Below are 14,799 nucleotides of genomic sequence, written 5' to 3'. Positions count from 1 at the left end.
GGCAGGGGAGACGCACTCATGAGCCCGGAACGGTCCGATACGCTGGTGCTCTTCGGGGCGACCGGCGACCTCGCCCACAAGAAGATATTTCCGTCTCTCTACGCCATGGTCGCCAAGGGAACGCTCAGCGAACCGGTGATCGGCGTCGCCTTCGACGCCTGGGATTTGAGGAAATTGCAGGACCGCGCGCGCGACGGCATCGTCAATACGCTCGGCAAGATCGACGAGAAGGTCTTCGCCAAACTCGCTTCGCTGCTGCGCTATGTCAGCGGCGACTATCGCGACCCGGCCACGTTCGAGAAACTGAAGAGCGCGCTGGGCACCGCCCAGCGGCCGCTGCACTACATGGCGGTGCCGCCGACCATGTTCGAGACGGTGGTCCAGGGCCTGGAGCAATCGGGCACGGCGCGCGGCGCGCGGCTGATGGTGGAAAAGCCCTTCGGCCATGACCTGCAATCGGCGCGCTGGCTGAACCGAGTGCTGCATCTGGTGTTCGACGAACAGTCGATCTTCCGCATCGATCACTATCTCGGCAAGGAGGCGATCCAGAACCTGCTCTATTTCCGCTTCGCCAATTCCTTCCTGGAACCGATCTGGAACCGCAATTTCGTCGAGAGCGTGCAGATCACCATGGCCGAGGATTTCGGCATCGATGGGCGCGGCCGCTTCTATGACGAGGTCGGCTGCGTCAGGGACGTCATCGAGAACCATCTGCTCAACATCCTCCTGCTGCTGGCGATGGAACCGCCGGTCGGCCGTTCCGCCGACGACCTGATCGACGAGAAGGTGCAGGTGCTGCGCGCGATCCGCACCCTGACCAAGGACGATATCGTGCGTGGCCAATTCGACGGCTATCTCGCCGAGCCCGGCGTGGCGCCCAACTCGCCGGTCGAAACCTTCGCGGCGGTGCGCTTCCTCGTCGACACCTGGCGCTGGCGGGACGTGCCGTTCTTCATCCGCGCCGGCAAGAACATGCCGGTGCATGCCACGGAGGTGATCGTGCGGCTGAAGCGGCCGCCGCTCGATGTCTTCGACCCGATCAAGCCGAACGACGCCAACTATGTGCGCTTCCGCATCGACCCGCAGGTGGCGATCTCGATCGGCGCCCAGCGCAAGGCAGCGGGCGACGACATGGTCGGCGAACAGGTCGAACTGACGGCGCTCGACGACAGCAAGGGCGATATGCCGCCCTATGAACGGCTGATCGGCGATGCCATGAACGGCAATGGCCAGCTTTTTACCCGCCAGGACGCCAGCGAACTCGCCTGGCGCATCGTCGGGCCGGTGCTCGGCGACACCACGCCGCCACATCTTTATGAACCGAAGACCTGGGGGCCGGCAGCCGCAATGAACGGCTTCGGGCCGCCGAACGGCTGGATCAATCCATCGAAATAGGCTGGGAGAGGGCAGCATGGCCAGGGCGGCAAGGCCGAAAGCGGCGAGCGGCGATCCGATCGTGCTGTCGATCGACATCGGCGGCTCGCACGTCAAGATACTCACCAGCTCAGGCGGTGCTGAGCGCCGCGCCGATTCCGGGCCGGATCTGATGCCCCAGCAGATGATCGATGCCGTGACGGCGCTGGCCGACGGGCTGTCCTACGACGTCGTCTCGATGGGCTATCCCGGCCCGGTGCATCACAACAGGCCCTTGCTCGATCCCGCCAATCTCGGCAAGGGCTGGGCCGGCTTCGACTTCGCCGCGCAGTTCGGCAAGCCGGTCAAGGTGGTCAACGACGCGCTGATGCAGGCCATCGGCAGCTATGAAGGCGGCCGCATGCTGTTCCTGGGGCTGGGAACCGGCCTGGGTGCGGCGATGATCGTCGACAACGTCGCCCAACCGATGGAACTCGCCCATCTTCCCTACAAGAAGGGCAAGAGCTTCGAGGACTATGTCGGTGAGCGCGGCCTGGTAAAACGCGGCAAGAAGAAGTGGCGCAAATCCGTCTTCGACGTCGTCGACCGGCTGCGCGCCGCCATGCAGCCCGATTATGTCGTCATCGGCGGCGGCAATGTCGACAAGCTCGACGATTTGCCCGCCGACAGCAGGCGCGGCGACAACACACGCGCCTTCGAAGGCGGATTTCGTCTGTGGCGAGACAAGGCCCTGATCGTCTGATAATATTACAGTTCAGTATAGTTATTCAAAATAATGTGTGACGCGGGGCCAAGTCGTTGCATTGCGCAGATTTGCCGACTAGGAATTCCGGCGCACTACATCGCGACGAACCGCGAGGGACGTGCAAAGACGCCGCCGGACTTTAACTTTGCGCATCATCCCATCCGAAACTGTGCCGATTTCGGGCCCCATACGCCATAGACGGAGGAAAATAGATTGACCGACGACAGCAACGACGCTCGCAAGGATATCGACCTTCTCGAGCTGACCGCCCATATCGTGTCGGCTTACGTCGAGAAGAACCGCCTGCCCGCCTCCGGCCTGGCCGACCTCATCGCCAGCGTCAGCGCTTCGATCAGCGGGCTCGGCCAGCCGGCCGTACCCGTGGCGGCGCCGCTCGTGCCGGCGGTCAATCCCAAGAAGTCGGTGACGCCGGATTTCATCATCTGCCTGGAGGATGGCAAGAAGTTCAAATCGCTGAAGCGTCATCTGGGCGTGCATTTCGGCCTGACGCCGGACGCCTACCGCGCCAAATGGGGCTTGCCGTCGGACTATCCGATGGTCGCTCCCAATTACGCGGCCTCGCGTTCGGAACTGGCGAAGTCGATCGGTCTCGGCCGCAAGGCCGTCGCCCCGAAAGCGCCGGCCAGGGGCAGGAAAGCCAAGGTCTCGGCCTGAGCGCGCATTCCGGCGCTGAGCCAATGGTTTGATTGAGGCCTGCCGGCGGTCCGTCTTGGCAGGCTTCATGCTTTTGTGGCTTGGATGTGCAGACAGGCCTTGGGAAAGCCATGAACTACACCAGGCTGGTGATCGAGAAAGAGGCGCCGCAGGAATACGGCTACGACCGCATCCGTTACAATCTCTCCGAAATTCGATCGCCGACCAGAAGCTATTCGACCTCGGCCTGTCGCTGCCCGATCTTGCGCTCTTCCACGGCGAGCGCGCAATTGCAGGGGGGCTCGACGCCATCTCCGCCGCGCTGAGGGAATGATTTTCCACCCCGCCTGCAGGCAGGCAGGAAAGCTCAGTTCGCTGCCGGAACGGAACAGCTCAGATCGCCTTCCTTGCAGTTCAGGTAACCGTCGAAATCCTTGACCCGGGATTGCGTCAGGCCATCCATGCACATCGAGAGGAGCATGGGGACCACGCTGCCTCCGGCCGCTCCCGCGGTCTGGAAATTGCACTCGGCGTCGCGGAACTTGATCCAATCCTGCTGCGCTTGGACAAGAAGCTTCTTGGTATCCGCGTCGTCCTTCAGGCGGGTTTCGATCTGCTTGTAAAGTTCGTTGAGCTTCTTGTCGGATTTCCTGAACGAAGCATCGGCGCACTGGTTCATGGTGGCCTGATCCTTGGCGTCGGCGCACTTGTCCTTGGCAAAAGCGAAAGCCGGCATGGCCAGAACCACGGCGGTGGTCAGAATTGCGGTTTTCATCGGTTCTCGTCCTCTTTGCAGGTGAGCGGCATCGTCATTCCGTAACGGTTTCGGCGAAGCACCTGGCCAGCTTTTCCGGTGCTCCAAGCTTCTTCGCCCAGGATACCAGTCCAGGCTTTTCCGATGGATCGGCATAGCCGCCCCATACGTCACGAAACTGCTTCTTTCCGTCGACCATCTGGAAGAACATCACGCCGTCATCGCTAACAGGCGTGGAGACATACGCGGCGCTCCAGTTGCCGCTTTCTAAGATGGTGATGAACTTGGCGCGGGCGGGCTTGAACTTATTGTCCATCGCCGAAGCGACGAGCGGTGCATATTCCTGTTTGCGCGCCTTCGTCACTTCGACCTCGACGCCGTCGCAGGCATCGTTCGCGAAAGCAGATGTCGGTATCAATCCCGCCAGCCCGATCATGACGATTTTGGCGTGCCGTCGAACCAAGTCGCCGAATTCAGACATAGGTGGTTTTCCTCTTCCTTTGCGGAGTGTGGCTGTCAGTCGGAATCGTCGTCATCGGACGAATTGTCATCGTCAGGCGCATCGACCTGGCAGCCGATGCCATTGCACCCCTGATAGTTGCCCTGCGTATCGAAGCTTGGATTGCCGGGCTGTGGCCCATGCATTCGACGACTTTGCGGCCGGCCGTCGCAATTCCTCAAGTCGAGGGGAGCGCTCCCAGCGGGAGCCGCCTTGGCGAATGTCCATTTCCCTCTTCATGCCTAGCGCCCATCCGCCCAAGCATGCCAGCGATCCGCCGGCGCGGTTGATGTATCCATAGGTTGTAACCGATGTCCCCGGCTAGCAAGGAAAAATTGCCCGGTCTTGAGTTCTGTTTTGGAAATGCTTAATAATCCAGTAAGCACCCTGCTTGATTTAGCAAATACTTAAATGCAATGACAGAAAGGCGCCAGCAAAAAGATTGCTGGTTACGCGTACGCTTTTCGCATTATTCCAATATGGAATGGTCTATTGTTCCAATTCACAAGGGACGACGATATATAAGGGTGAAGTTACGCTCGACATTATCGCCAAAACCCAATGTATCGGTAGGTTTCGGCCAGGCCAGTGGGCAGGCCAAAAGAATGCTGCTCACGGATCGGCTTTCAAGGTTATCGCGTGCACGATGGGGGAGACATGCGGTCTTCGAGACACCCGATAGGCTTTCCTGTCCCGCCGGGTCTTGGCGGGTGAGTTTCGTGTGCGTTCGATGGAACACGTCAGAAAATCCTTGATCCAGAACCTGTTTTTTGCGCGCGTCATACGTCGAACTGGGCTAAAGGGTTCCCCGGCCGGACCAGCGTCCATCGTGGAAGTGCCCCGCCGGCCTCCATCCTTCTAACGGGGCCTCGTTCCATGACCTCCGAACAGATATCACCGGACCAGCGCTATGCCGCGTTCCGCCATCGCTCCTTCCTGAGCTATTGGGCGGCGCGCTTCCTCACCACATTCGCCACCATGATCGTGTCCGTCGCGGTCGGCTGGCAGATGTACGACCTGACCCGCGACCCGCTCGATCTCGGGCTTGTCGGCATCGTCCAGTTCCTGCCTGCGCTGCTCCTGGTGCTGGTCACGGGGGTCGTTGCCGACCGTTTCGGCCGCCGGCTGATCATGGCGCTGGCGGTGCTGCTCGAGGCGATCTGCGCGCTCGCGCTGCTCATCCTGACCCTGCGCGGCATCAGCGGCCCGCTGCCAATCTTCATCGTGCTCGCCATGTTCGGCATTGCCCGCGCCTTCTTCGGACCGGCCTCGTCGTCGCTGTTCGCCAATCTGGTGCCGCCCCGGGATTTCGCCAACGCCATCGCCTGGAACTCGTCGGCCTGGCAGACGGCGACCATCGTCGGGCCGGTCGCCGGCGGCCTGCTCTACGGCGTATCGGCCGAGGTGGCCTATGGCACGGCCACGGCGCTGATGCTCGTCGCCGGGCTGCTGATCTTCACCATACCGAGGCCAGCGCAACGCAGCGAGACCGACAAGCCGACCATGCAGACCCTGTTCGCCGGCTTCGGTTACATCTGGGGCGAGAAGATCGTGCTTGGCGCCATCTCGCTCGATCTCTTCGCCGTGCTCCTGTCCGGCGCCTCGGCGCTGCTGCCGATCTATGCCCGCGACATATTGCAACTCGGCCCTTGGGGGCTTGGTTTGCTGCGCTCGGCGCCAGGGGTGGGTGCCATCTGTGTCGCCATCTGGCTCGCTGGTCATCCTATCCGAAACCACGCGGGCCTGATCATGCTCGGCTTCGTGGCCGCGTTCGGCGCCTTTACGGTGCTGTTCGGCCTGTCGACCTTCACCTGGCTGTCGATCCTGGCATTGGCCTTCCTCGGCGCCACCGACATGTTCAGCGTCTACATCAGGGAAACGTTGATCCAGCTCTGGACCCCCGATCATGTCCGCGGCCGCGTCAACGCCGTCAATCAGGTCTTCGTCGGCGCCTCCAACGAGCTCGGCGAATTCCGCGCCGGCACCATGGCGGCGCTGATCGGCACGGTGCCTGCCGTCGTCATCGGCGGCGTCGGCGCCATTGCCGTTGCCGGCCTGTGGGCCTATCTGTTCCCGGCGCTCCGAAGGGTGCGGCACCTCAGTGGACGAAACTGACGGGGATCGAATTCAGGTCCACCGGTATCGGCGGGCTGCGAATCTGTGCTAAGCCGCCGCCCGACCAATCAAAGGACGATAACTGTGAGCGAACCGACCGTGGCTGAGGCAACCGAGAGTATCTATGTGTCGCTGCGGGCCGATAATGCCGATCTCGACGCCCATATCGCGACGCTTAAGGCAGCGCTGGCACGAGAGGGGATGAAGCAGGCGGTGTTCGATCCCACCAAACTGGCGCAGAACAACCGCTCGGGCCGCAAATTGATGCAGGCTTATTTTCGTCAGCGCGGCGTGAGCGTGACGTTTTCGAACTAGCAGGTGTTAAACGACCCGCCATCAGGGGATGGTTGTGCCGCGACCGCGCCGTCGGCCGCCGAAAATCAGCACCAGGAACTCGTCCAGCCAGCGCTTGAGGTGCATGTCCCAGATCAGCCTGCCGCCGAGATGGTCGCGGCCGGGCTGGGCGCCCGGCAATTCGAAGCGGTGCGCGCCGCGCACCACCCAGCGCTGCATCATCAGCCTGGTCAATTCGCCGTGGAACTGGATGCCCCAGGCATTGTCGCGGTAGCGGAAAGCCTGGTTGGGATAGGTCTCGGCGGTCGCCAGCAAGGTCGCGTCGCTCGGCAGCGAAAAACCTTCGCGATGGAACTGATAGACCATTTCGGGCCAGTGCATCAGCTTTCTGCCGGCTTCGGTCGCCTTCAACGGATACCAGCCGATCTCGACCAGACCTTCGCCATGGCCCTCGACCTTGCCGCCGAGATGGTTGGCCAGCATCTGCGCACCAAGGCAGATACCCAGCAGCGGTCGGTTCTCACGCAGCGGAACCTCAAGCCAGTCGGTCTCGCGGCGGACGAACTCGTCCTCGTCATTGGCGCTCATCGGCCCGCCGAACACCACGGCCCCGGCATGGCCGTCGAGCGTCTCTGGCAAGGCATCGCCAAGCGGCGGGCGGCGGATGTCGAGATCGAAGCCCTCTTCGAGAAGCATGTGGCCGACGCGCCCGGGGCTCGAATTCTCCTGATGCAGCACGATCAGGATTCTCGGCTTCGAACGCGGCGGCATCGGCGGCATCGGCGGCATCGGCGGATGGATCCTATTCGTCGCTCGACGTTCCACGGGCCCCCGGCGCCGCGGCCGCCGCCTTGCGGCGCGCCTCGATGCGATCCTGGCGTTCGACGCCGATCAGCTCGGCAACGCGCCAGACCGTGTTGTCTTCCAACTCGTGCAGCTCGCCATCGGCATAGACGATCTCCCACATCAGGCCGATGAAAGCCTTGCGGCCTTCGGCATCGAGGTGGCGCTTCAGCACGCTGGTGAAGGCATAGAGGTCGATCGCCTCGTTGTCGGCGCGCTCGCCGGCGGCGGCCAGCGCGTCGAGCTCGTTGCCGCTGACCGAATAGGCCTGCGCCAGCACTGCCTTGAACCGTTCCCACTCGACGTCCTGGCGCACGCCGTCGGCGCTCATCACGTGGTAGAGCAGCGCCGAGGCTGCCACGCGCGGATCATCGGCGCTGGCGCGGGCGCCGGTGCCGGTCGGCAAATCCCTCAGAAACGACAAAACGCGTTCGAACATCGATCCATTCCCAAACGGCCGGGCCACCCAGCCAACTCAAAACAACCGGAACCGGCGCGGCGACTTTTCCGCCGCATCATCCGGATCGACGCCGGGATCGTCCGGCAGGCGTGCCAGTTCCTGCGCCGGTTCGACGGCCTCGGCATCGGCGGGCACCGCGGCGAAAGCCTGCGCCGTCACCGGCCTGACGTGGTCCTGATCGTTCTCGGCCTGCTTGCCGGCCGTCTCGCCGCCCGGGCCAGCGTGATCGATCACCTCGACCGACTCTTCCTGCGCCGGCCTGCCCGGCGCCTCGATAGCCACCGCCGGGGCGTCCGGCGCATCGTCACGGCTGTCGATCAGCTGGCCGAGACGCTCCATCGGGGCGCGCCACTCGAAGGCGTCAAGCCGGCCGGTGACCGGCGATACCGGCGCCCAGCGCTCCGAGACGACGCCGTCGGCGACCCAGGCCGGGTCGCGCGGCGCCCGCACCGCCTTGGACAAGAGCTGTCGCACCTTGCCTTGGTCGCCCGTCTCGGCTTCTTCGATGTCGGCCAAAAGCAGATAGGCGCCCTCGCGGCGGTCCATCCGGATCGCCGCCTCGGCTTCGCGGCGGGCAGTCGCAAAATCCTGTGCATCGAGCGCGGCGCGCGCCACCGTCATCGAGGATTCGGCGTGGTTCTTCTTCATCTCCTGCAATTTCCTCGCCCGGTTGAGGCGATCGAGCACGGCGTCACCCGGCCTGGCATGGGTATAGAGCTCCGCTATCTCCGGATGCGGTTCGGCCCTCCAGGCTGTCTCGAGGATCTTCGAGCCCTTGCGCACGTCGTTCTGGCGAAACAGCAGCGTCGCAGCCGCGACCGCGGCCGGCGCGAACTCCGGCTGCAGCCGATTGGCCTCTATCGCCGCCGTGCGGGCGGCTGCGGGATCGCTGTCGGCGAGTGACTGCGCCTTGGCGGTCAACAGCACGGCGCGTCGGCGGTTGGCGGCGTCACGTTCGATCTGGCGGGTCGCCTTCTGCGCCTCGACCAGCTTCAGCGCGCCGTCCCAGTCGCCGCGCCCGGTCAGCTCTTCAAGCGTCGATTCGGCCGCCCAGGCCAGTTGCGGCGCCATGCCGGCGGCGCGCCCGGCATAGTGCCTGGCGGCATTGCGGTCCCCCAGGCGCTCGGCTTCGAGATAAAGCCCGCGCAGGCCGAGCAGCCGCATTTCGGGATCGTCGAGCATGCTCTCGAATTTCTGGCGCGCGCCTTCGTGGTCGCCTTCGAGCAGCGAAGCCTGGGCTTCGAGCAGATGGATCAATGGCTCCTGGTCGGAGCGGATCAGCTTGGCCGCTTCCTTGGTCTTCTTGCGGGCCAGCGCGCCGTCGCCGGCGCCGGCGGCGATCATGCCGGTCGACAGCGCCTGATAGCCGCGGTCGCGGCGCCGCACCCGGAAATAGCGCGAAATGGTGTAGGGGCTGTTCCAGACCGACTTGATCAGCCACCACAGGATCATCACCGCCGCGACGACAGCGACCACCGCCACCGCCGCCACCATCAGGCTGACCTGATACTGGTAGCCGTTGAAGGTGATGACCATGTCACCCGGCCGGTCCGCCAGCCAGGCAAAGCCTAGGCCCAGCGCGAAGACGACGGCGAGGAAGAGCAGGATTCGGATCATCGCCAGTTCCTCACGCCTTCATCGCGCCTGATATCAGCGCATCGATCAGTGTCTCGACCTCGATGCGTGCCTTCAGCTTGCCGGCAAAATCGGCGCCGGCCGCCTTTGCAGGCGCGGGCAGCGTCTCATATTCTGTGAGCGCCTTGGCATAGTCGCCCTGATTGACCGCCACCTCCATGCGCGCAATGGTTTCCGGCGCGCCGGCGCCCTGGACAGCGCCGATCGGCCGGACCTTGACCAGCGATTCGGCGCTCGACAGAAGGTTCTGCAGCAGCCCGGCATTTTCGTCGACCGGCGTGGCCGCCGCGACCATGGCGTTGGCGGCGGCATCCATCTGCGATGCGATCTCGGTGCGGGTCTGGACGCCCTTTTGGGCGTAGGCGCGCAGAGCCGCAAGCTGCGGCGCGTCCGGCGCGATCGCGGCGAAGGTCTCGAGTTCGGCACCGAACGGCGCGCCACGGTCGAGCGCCGCCTTCAGTGCCGAAGCGGCGATGGCGAGCGCGACCTTCGGCTGTCCGGCCTGCGCCTCGACCTTGCCGGAAAGCTGCGCCACCGACTGCTCCAGCGCGGTGAGCCGGCCGTCCTGCTTCGCCGCCGCCTCGCCGGCCGATTTCACCAGCGCATCGAGGCCAGCCAGCCTTTCATTGAGCGGGCCGAGATCGACTGGAGCCGGGTTGCCGGCCTTGCCTAGCGACGCAACCGCCGTCTCGATCTGCCTGACCTTGTCGCCAAGCGCGGCCAGCCCGGCATTGTCGCCCGCTCCGCCTTGCTCGACCGCCGATTTGAGCGCTGCGACATCCGTCCTGACCTGATCCAACGCCGCGGACAACCCGTCGACCTTGGCCGACGCACCGCCGTCGCCGGCTTGCCTCAGATCCGCGATCTCGGTTCTGAGCGCGGCGATTTCGCCGTTGACGCCTTCGAGCGAGACGCTGGGAGCGGACCCCGGCGCGCCGAGCAGGCCGGCGAACTGCAATCCGCCGGCGCCGACCAGTGCGATGACACCGCCGATGATGCCGGCCGCGATGCCGTTGACCCGCTTCGGCGGTGGCGGTGCGGATGCGGTTTTCCCGTTCCCCGCCGAGGCGCCGGTCACTGGCCCGGCCGGTTCAGGTTCGGCGCGCTTCGCCGATGCGTCCTCGAAACTGTAGTCGAAGGCGCCGGCCTTGCCAGCGGCGTCGTCCGGGGAACCGGGGTAGGCTGCCGCCGGTTCGTCCGCCTCGGCGGCGCGTTCCGATCGGGGCGCTGTCGCCTCGGCGTGCTCCCAGGGTTCTAGATCGGTCTGGTCGGCGTGCACAGGCTCTTCGGGCGCCTCCGGCCGCGAGGCGTTCGCGGCTTCCTCCGCCTTGGCCTCGTCGGTTTGCGCCCCGGCCCTGGCGGCATTCTCGTCGGCGATGCGGGAAACGGCGCCGGGCTCAAGTTCGATGGTCACCGGCTCGCGGCGGCTTTTCGAATGTCGCATCTTCGGCGTCTTCACCATGCTTGGGCTCCGCAAATTCGCTTGGGGATGGTTCAAAGAGGGTCTAGCACATCACCAAGCGGTGAAAAGGGGCGGTGTGATGACGCGGCTCAGGACCGGGGCCGCAAAAGCGAAAGCAGCGCACCCTCGTCGGGCCGTGCGGCTATGTGGATACGGTCGCCAGCGACGTCGCCAAGGACAGCGGCGATGCGATGCGACAGGGCAAAAACCCGCGTCTTGTCAAAGGCTTCATGCAGCGCAGGCCGCCTGACCAGGGCCTGCAGCGCGGCAGCCGCCCTGGCGGAATAGAGCAGCACCGCATCCGCGGTTTGCCCCGACAGACGGGCAAGCACGGCCTCGTCCGAATAGGTCACGGCGAGCGTGTTGTATGTCTCGACGGGGCGGACCCTGACATCGGCAGCTTGCAGCCGCTGCTCGAATGCCGGGAAGCGCACGCGTCCGCAGAGATAGACAATGGTCTTGCCCTGGAATTCGCCGGCAAGACTGCCTGCAAGACCTTCGGCATTGCCGGGACCTTCGCTGACGGACAAAAATCCTGCTTCACGCGCGGCTTGCGCGGTCCTCTTGCCGACGGCATGGCAAGGCAAGTCCGAAAGCCGGGCGACGACCTCCTTAGGCGCAAAGCGCACGCCATTGGCGCTGGTCACCGCAACGGCCACGGCATTGCCGATGACGAGGTCCGTATCGATCGGCAAGGCCACCGTCTCGGTCAGCGGCAAAAGCAGCGGTAGAAACCCCATGTCCTTGAGCATTCGCGCGGTGCGGGAGGCGCCCGGTTGAGGCCGCGTCACCAGAACGCGCTGCACCGTCAGGCCCAGCCGTCGAAGAATGTCTCGCCGGCCCTGGCCCGCACCGTCCTTGCCGCCTCTTCACCGATGCGGGCGGCATCCAGCGCCAGGCCTTTCATCTCGACCATGTGCGACTGCGTGCCATCAGGCGAGATGATCAATCCCGCGAAAGAAAGGTCCGCGCCGTCTATCACGGCATGACCGGCAATCGGCGTGCGGCAGGAGCCGTCGAGGGCCGCCAGGAAAGCGCGCTCGCAAGCCAGCGCCTGTCCGGTCGGCAGGTCGTGGATGGCCGCCAGCATCTGTTCGACGTCGCCATCGCCTATGCGGGTTTCGATGCCGATCGCGCCTTGGCCCGGCGCCGGCGGAAAGATGTCGAGCGGGATCAGATCGGTGACCACGTGGCCGAGCCCGAGCCGCTTCAGCCCGGCATGGGCGAGGATGGTGCCGGCGGCAACGCCTTCATCGAGCTTGCGCAGCCGCGTCTGCACATTGCCACGAAACATCACCACGTCGAGATCCGGCCGCATGCGGCGGATCAGCGCCTGCCGCCTGAGCGACGACGAGCCGACTTTGGCGCCACGCGGCAGGTCTGCAATCGTCTTAGCCGCCTTGCCGACGAAAGCATCGCGCGCGTCCTCGCGCGGCAGGAAAGCAGACAGCTCCAGCCCATCGGGCAACTGCGTCGGCATGTCCTTCGAGGAATGCACGGCAATGTCGATCGCGCGGGCGAGCAGCGCCTCCTCGATCTCCTTGGTGAAGAGGCCCTTGCCGCCAGCTTCCGACAGCGGCCGGTCCTGGATGCGGTCGCCGGTGGTCGAGATGACGACGATTTCGAACGCTTCTTGCGGCAAACCATGCGCCGCCATAAGCCGCGCCTGGGTTTCCTGCGCCTGCGCCAGCGCCAGCGGGCTGCCGCGTGTTCCGATCTTCAAGATTGTTTGCATGGCGCGCGGTCCGTGATAACCCCCCGGCAAGCGAAGTCGCCTTTTCCGGGCGTCTCCTACCGGGGAATGCCCCGATACACAATCCTTGGGGACAGCGACCAATTGATCCGCGTTCTGGGCATTGAAACGAGTTGTGACGAGACCGCCGCCAGCGTCGTGGCGTTGGAGGGCGATGCCGCGCCCAAAATCCTGTCCAATATCGTGCTGTCGCAGATCGAGGAGCATGCCGCCTTCGGCGGGGTTGTGCCGGAGATCGCCGCGCGCGCCCATGTCGAGGCCCTGGACGGCATTGTCGAGGCAGCCCTTGCCGATTCGGGCGTGGCGCTGGCCGACATCGACGCCATCGCCGCGACCGCAGGTCCGGGCCTCGTCGGGGGCCTCATCGTCGGGCTGATGACGGCCAAGGCGATCGCGGCCGCAACCGGCAAGCCGCTGATCGCCGTCAACCATCTCGAAGGCCATGCCTTGACGGCGCGGCTGACCGATGGGCTCGACTTTCCCTATCTCCTGCTGCTGGTCTCCGGCGGCCACACACAGATCCTGGCCGTGCGCGGTGTCGGCGACTACCAACGCTGGGCGACGACCATCGACGACGCGCTCGGCGAAGCATTCGACAAGACGGCCAAGATGCTTGGCCTACCCTATCCCGGCGGTCCCAATGTCGAGAAGGCGGCGGCATCGGGCGATGCGGGTCGTTTTGCCTTCCCGCGTCCGATGAAGGGATCGGCGCAGCCCGATTTTTCGTTCTCCGGCTTGAAGACCGCTGTGCGCCAGGCGGCGAGCGCGATCGAGCCCTTGAGCGACCGGGACGTCGCCGACATCTGCGCGTCCTTCCAGGCGGCGGTGGCCGACGCGCTGGGCGACCGTGTCTCGCGCGCGCTCGCCCGGTTCCGCCGGGAATTCCCCGACACGGCCGCGCCGGCGCTGGTCGTCGCCGGCGGCGTCGCCGCCAACCATACGATCAAGGCGACGCTGGAACGGCTGTGCGCCGAGGCGCGCTTCGCCTTCGTCGCGCCACCGCTGAAACTTTGCACAGACAATGCGGCAATGATCGCCTGGGCCGGCATCGAGCGGATGCGCGAAGGCCTGGCGCAAGAAAACGGCTTCGATTTCGTGCCGCGCTCGCGCTGGCCGCTGGACAGCATCTCCGCGCCGATGATCGGTTCGGGCCGGCGCGGGGCCAAAGCATGAGCAAGGAGGGCATGAGCGAAGAAGGCATGAGCGGCATCGAGATCGCGCCAACCGGCTGGCGCGTTGCCGTGCTCGGTGGCGGGGCCTGGGGTACCGCTTTGGCGCTGGCCATGCTGCGCGCCGGCCATTTCGTCCGCCTTTATGCGCGCGACCCGGAGACCGTCGCCGCAATCGACCACGGCGAAAATCGACGCTATCTGCCTGGCATCGCGCTCCAGGCCGGCATCGTGGCGACGAGCAACATCCAAGCCGCGCTCGACGGTGCCGATTGCGTGCTGGCGGTGACGCCGGCGCAATCGTTGCGGGCCATGCTTGCTCACGCCAACGGCCATATGCCGGCCGGCGTCCCACTGGTGCTATGCGCCAAGGGCATCGAGCGCGACACCGGCGCTTTGCTGTCGGCGATCGTCGGGGAAATCCTGCCTGTGAATCCGGTCGCCGCTCTGTCCGGTCCGAGCTTCGCCACGGACGTTGCCCGGGGCTTGCCCACGGCGGTAGTGGTTGCCGCCCGGGACGAGGCGCTGGCGGCCAAGCTTGCCGCGCGCTTCTCGGCGGAAAATCTGCGCTGCTATTCGAATGATGATTTGATCGGCGTCGAGATCGGCGGCGCCTTGAAGAACGTCTTCGCCATCGCCGCGGGTGCCGTCACCGGCGCCGGGCTCGGCGCCAGTGCCCAGGCCGCCATGGTGACGCGCGGCTTCGTCGAACTGCGCCGCATCGGTGCCGCCTTCGGCGCCAGGCCCGAGACGTTGATGGGGCTTTCCGGCCTTGGCGACCTGCTGCTCACCTGCTCGTCCACGCAATCGCGCAACTTTGCCTACGGACTGGCGCTCGGCCAGGGCAAGCCGCTTGGCGGGCTGCCGCTGGCGGAAGGCGTGCCGACGGCGGCGATCGCCGCCCGCATCGCCACCGAGCGCGGCATCGACGCGCCTATCATCGCCGCAGTCGCCGCCATACTGGACGGCACCATCACCATCCGGCAGGCTGTGGCGGCCTTGATGACCCGGCCGCTGAAGACCGAAACCGACGATTGATTCC

The 14,799-nt window shown here is 65.2% G+C and carries 16 protein-coding genes; 8 read left to right on the top strand and 8 right to left on the bottom strand.

Features of this window, described 5'->3' with window-relative positions; translation table 11 throughout:
- Window positions 1-18 precede the first annotated feature (18 nt).
- The 4 genes from zwf to FJ940_RS01395 all read left to right on the top strand — a co-directional run bounded on the left by zwf (window position 19) and on the right by FJ940_RS01395 (window position 3,099).
- On the top strand, window positions 19-1,395 hold the full coding sequence (zwf, locus tag FJ940_RS01410; RefSeq protein ID WP_140654945.1) for a glucose-6-phosphate dehydrogenase: 1,377 nt from the start codon (window positions 19-21) through the stop codon (window positions 1,393-1,395).
- Window positions 1,396-1,411: 16 nt separating this feature from the next.
- Window positions 1,412-2,116, top strand: coding sequence for an ROK family protein (locus FJ940_RS01405; protein ID WP_140625402.1), 705 nt, complete (start codon window positions 1,412-1,414; stop codon window positions 2,114-2,116).
- A 216-nt stretch (window positions 2,117-2,332) separates the two neighbouring features.
- Complete coding sequence (locus tag FJ940_RS01400) at window positions 2,333-2,794, top strand: MucR family transcriptional regulator (RefSeq protein ID WP_140492615.1); 462 nt, start codon at window positions 2,333-2,335, stop codon at window positions 2,792-2,794.
- Window positions 2,795-2,904: 110 nt separating this feature from the next.
- Window positions 2,905-3,099: a hypothetical protein gene (locus FJ940_RS01395; RefSeq protein WP_224618118.1), complete on the top strand. Its 195-nt coding sequence runs from the start codon at window positions 2,905-2,907 to the stop codon at window positions 3,097-3,099.
- A 41-nt stretch (window positions 3,100-3,140) separates the two neighbouring features.
- Here the strand turns inward: FJ940_RS01395 and FJ940_RS01390 are convergent, their stop codons facing one another.
- Window positions 3,141-3,548, bottom strand: a complete 408-nt coding sequence (locus tag FJ940_RS01390) for a lysozyme inhibitor LprI family protein (protein ID WP_140513964.1) — start codon at window positions 3,546-3,548, stop codon at window positions 3,141-3,143.
- A 34-nt stretch (window positions 3,549-3,582) separates the two neighbouring features.
- Window positions 3,583-4,008: a hypothetical protein gene (locus tag FJ940_RS01385; protein WP_140654942.1), complete on the bottom strand. Its 426-nt coding sequence runs from the start codon at window positions 4,006-4,008 to the stop codon at window positions 3,583-3,585.
- 894 nt (window positions 4,009-4,902) lie between these two features.
- On the opposite strand from FJ940_RS01385, the gene FJ940_RS01380 reads away from it, so the two are divergent.
- The gene (locus tag FJ940_RS01380) at window positions 4,903-6,141 is read left to right on the top strand and encodes an MFS transporter (RefSeq protein WP_140628191.1); all 1,239 of its coding nucleotides are present in this window, start codon (window positions 4,903-4,905) and stop codon (window positions 6,139-6,141) included.
- Between the two features lie 84 nt (window positions 6,142-6,225).
- Complete coding sequence (locus FJ940_RS01375; protein WP_140492627.1) at window positions 6,226-6,456, top strand: hypothetical protein; 231 nt, start codon at window positions 6,226-6,228, stop codon at window positions 6,454-6,456.
- A 21-nt stretch (window positions 6,457-6,477) separates the two neighbouring features.
- Here FJ940_RS01375 and FJ940_RS01370 read toward each other — a convergent pair whose 3' ends face one another.
- The 6 genes from FJ940_RS01370 to hemC form a co-directional block, all read right to left on the bottom strand.
- Window positions 6,478-7,215 (bottom strand): glutamine amidotransferase, encoded by a 738-nt coding sequence (locus FJ940_RS01370; RefSeq protein WP_224655818.1) that lies wholly within the window; start codon window positions 7,213-7,215, stop codon window positions 6,478-6,480.
- Between the two features lie 22 nt (window positions 7,216-7,237).
- Window positions 7,238-7,717, bottom strand: coding sequence for a TerB family tellurite resistance protein (locus FJ940_RS01365; protein ID WP_140492633.1), 480 nt, complete (start codon window positions 7,715-7,717; stop codon window positions 7,238-7,240).
- A gap of 36 nt (window positions 7,718-7,753) precedes the next feature.
- Complete coding sequence (locus FJ940_RS01360; RefSeq protein WP_140513961.1) at window positions 7,754-9,355, bottom strand: heme biosynthesis protein HemY; 1,602 nt, start codon at window positions 9,353-9,355, stop codon at window positions 7,754-7,756.
- Between the two features lie 10 nt (window positions 9,356-9,365).
- On the bottom strand, window positions 9,366-10,835 hold the full coding sequence (locus tag FJ940_RS01355; RefSeq protein ID WP_140654940.1) for a mitofilin family membrane protein: 1,470 nt from the start codon (window positions 10,833-10,835) through the stop codon (window positions 9,366-9,368).
- Between the two features lie 89 nt (window positions 10,836-10,924).
- The gene (locus FJ940_RS01350) at window positions 10,925-11,641 is read right to left on the bottom strand and encodes a uroporphyrinogen-III synthase (RefSeq protein WP_140628185.1); all 717 of its coding nucleotides are present in this window, start codon (window positions 11,639-11,641) and stop codon (window positions 10,925-10,927) included.
- A gap of 2 nt (window positions 11,642-11,643) precedes the next feature.
- Window positions 11,644-12,570, bottom strand: coding sequence for a hydroxymethylbilane synthase (gene hemC / locus FJ940_RS01345; protein WP_140554831.1), 927 nt, complete (start codon window positions 12,568-12,570; stop codon window positions 11,644-11,646).
- 105 nt (window positions 12,571-12,675) lie between these two features.
- Here hemC and tsaD point away from each other — a divergent pair, with 105 nt between their 5' ends.
- Together tsaD and FJ940_RS01335 are read left to right on the top strand one after the other, a co-directional pair.
- On the top strand, window positions 12,676-13,761 hold the full coding sequence (gene tsaD / locus FJ940_RS01340) for a tRNA (adenosine(37)-N6)-threonylcarbamoyltransferase complex transferase subunit TsaD (protein WP_181167281.1): 1,086 nt from the start codon (window positions 12,676-12,678) through the stop codon (window positions 13,759-13,761).
- Window positions 13,758-14,795 carry an NAD(P)H-dependent glycerol-3-phosphate dehydrogenase gene (locus tag FJ940_RS01335; protein WP_246671685.1) on the top strand — a complete coding sequence of 346 codons (1,038 nt, stop codon included), beginning with the start codon at window positions 13,758-13,760 and terminating at the stop codon, window positions 14,793-14,795. The genes tsaD and FJ940_RS01335 overlap by 4 nt, the downstream gene beginning before the upstream one ends.
- Window positions 14,796-14,799 lie beyond the last annotated feature (4 nt).

This window comes from Mesorhizobium sp. B2-3-7 (genome assembly GCF_006442695.1).
Classification (GTDB): Bacteria; Pseudomonadota; Alphaproteobacteria; order Rhizobiales; family Rhizobiaceae; genus Mesorhizobium.
The sequence above is the reverse complement of the archived record's forward strand: the minus strand, read 5'-3'. Positions and strand labels throughout refer to the sequence as shown.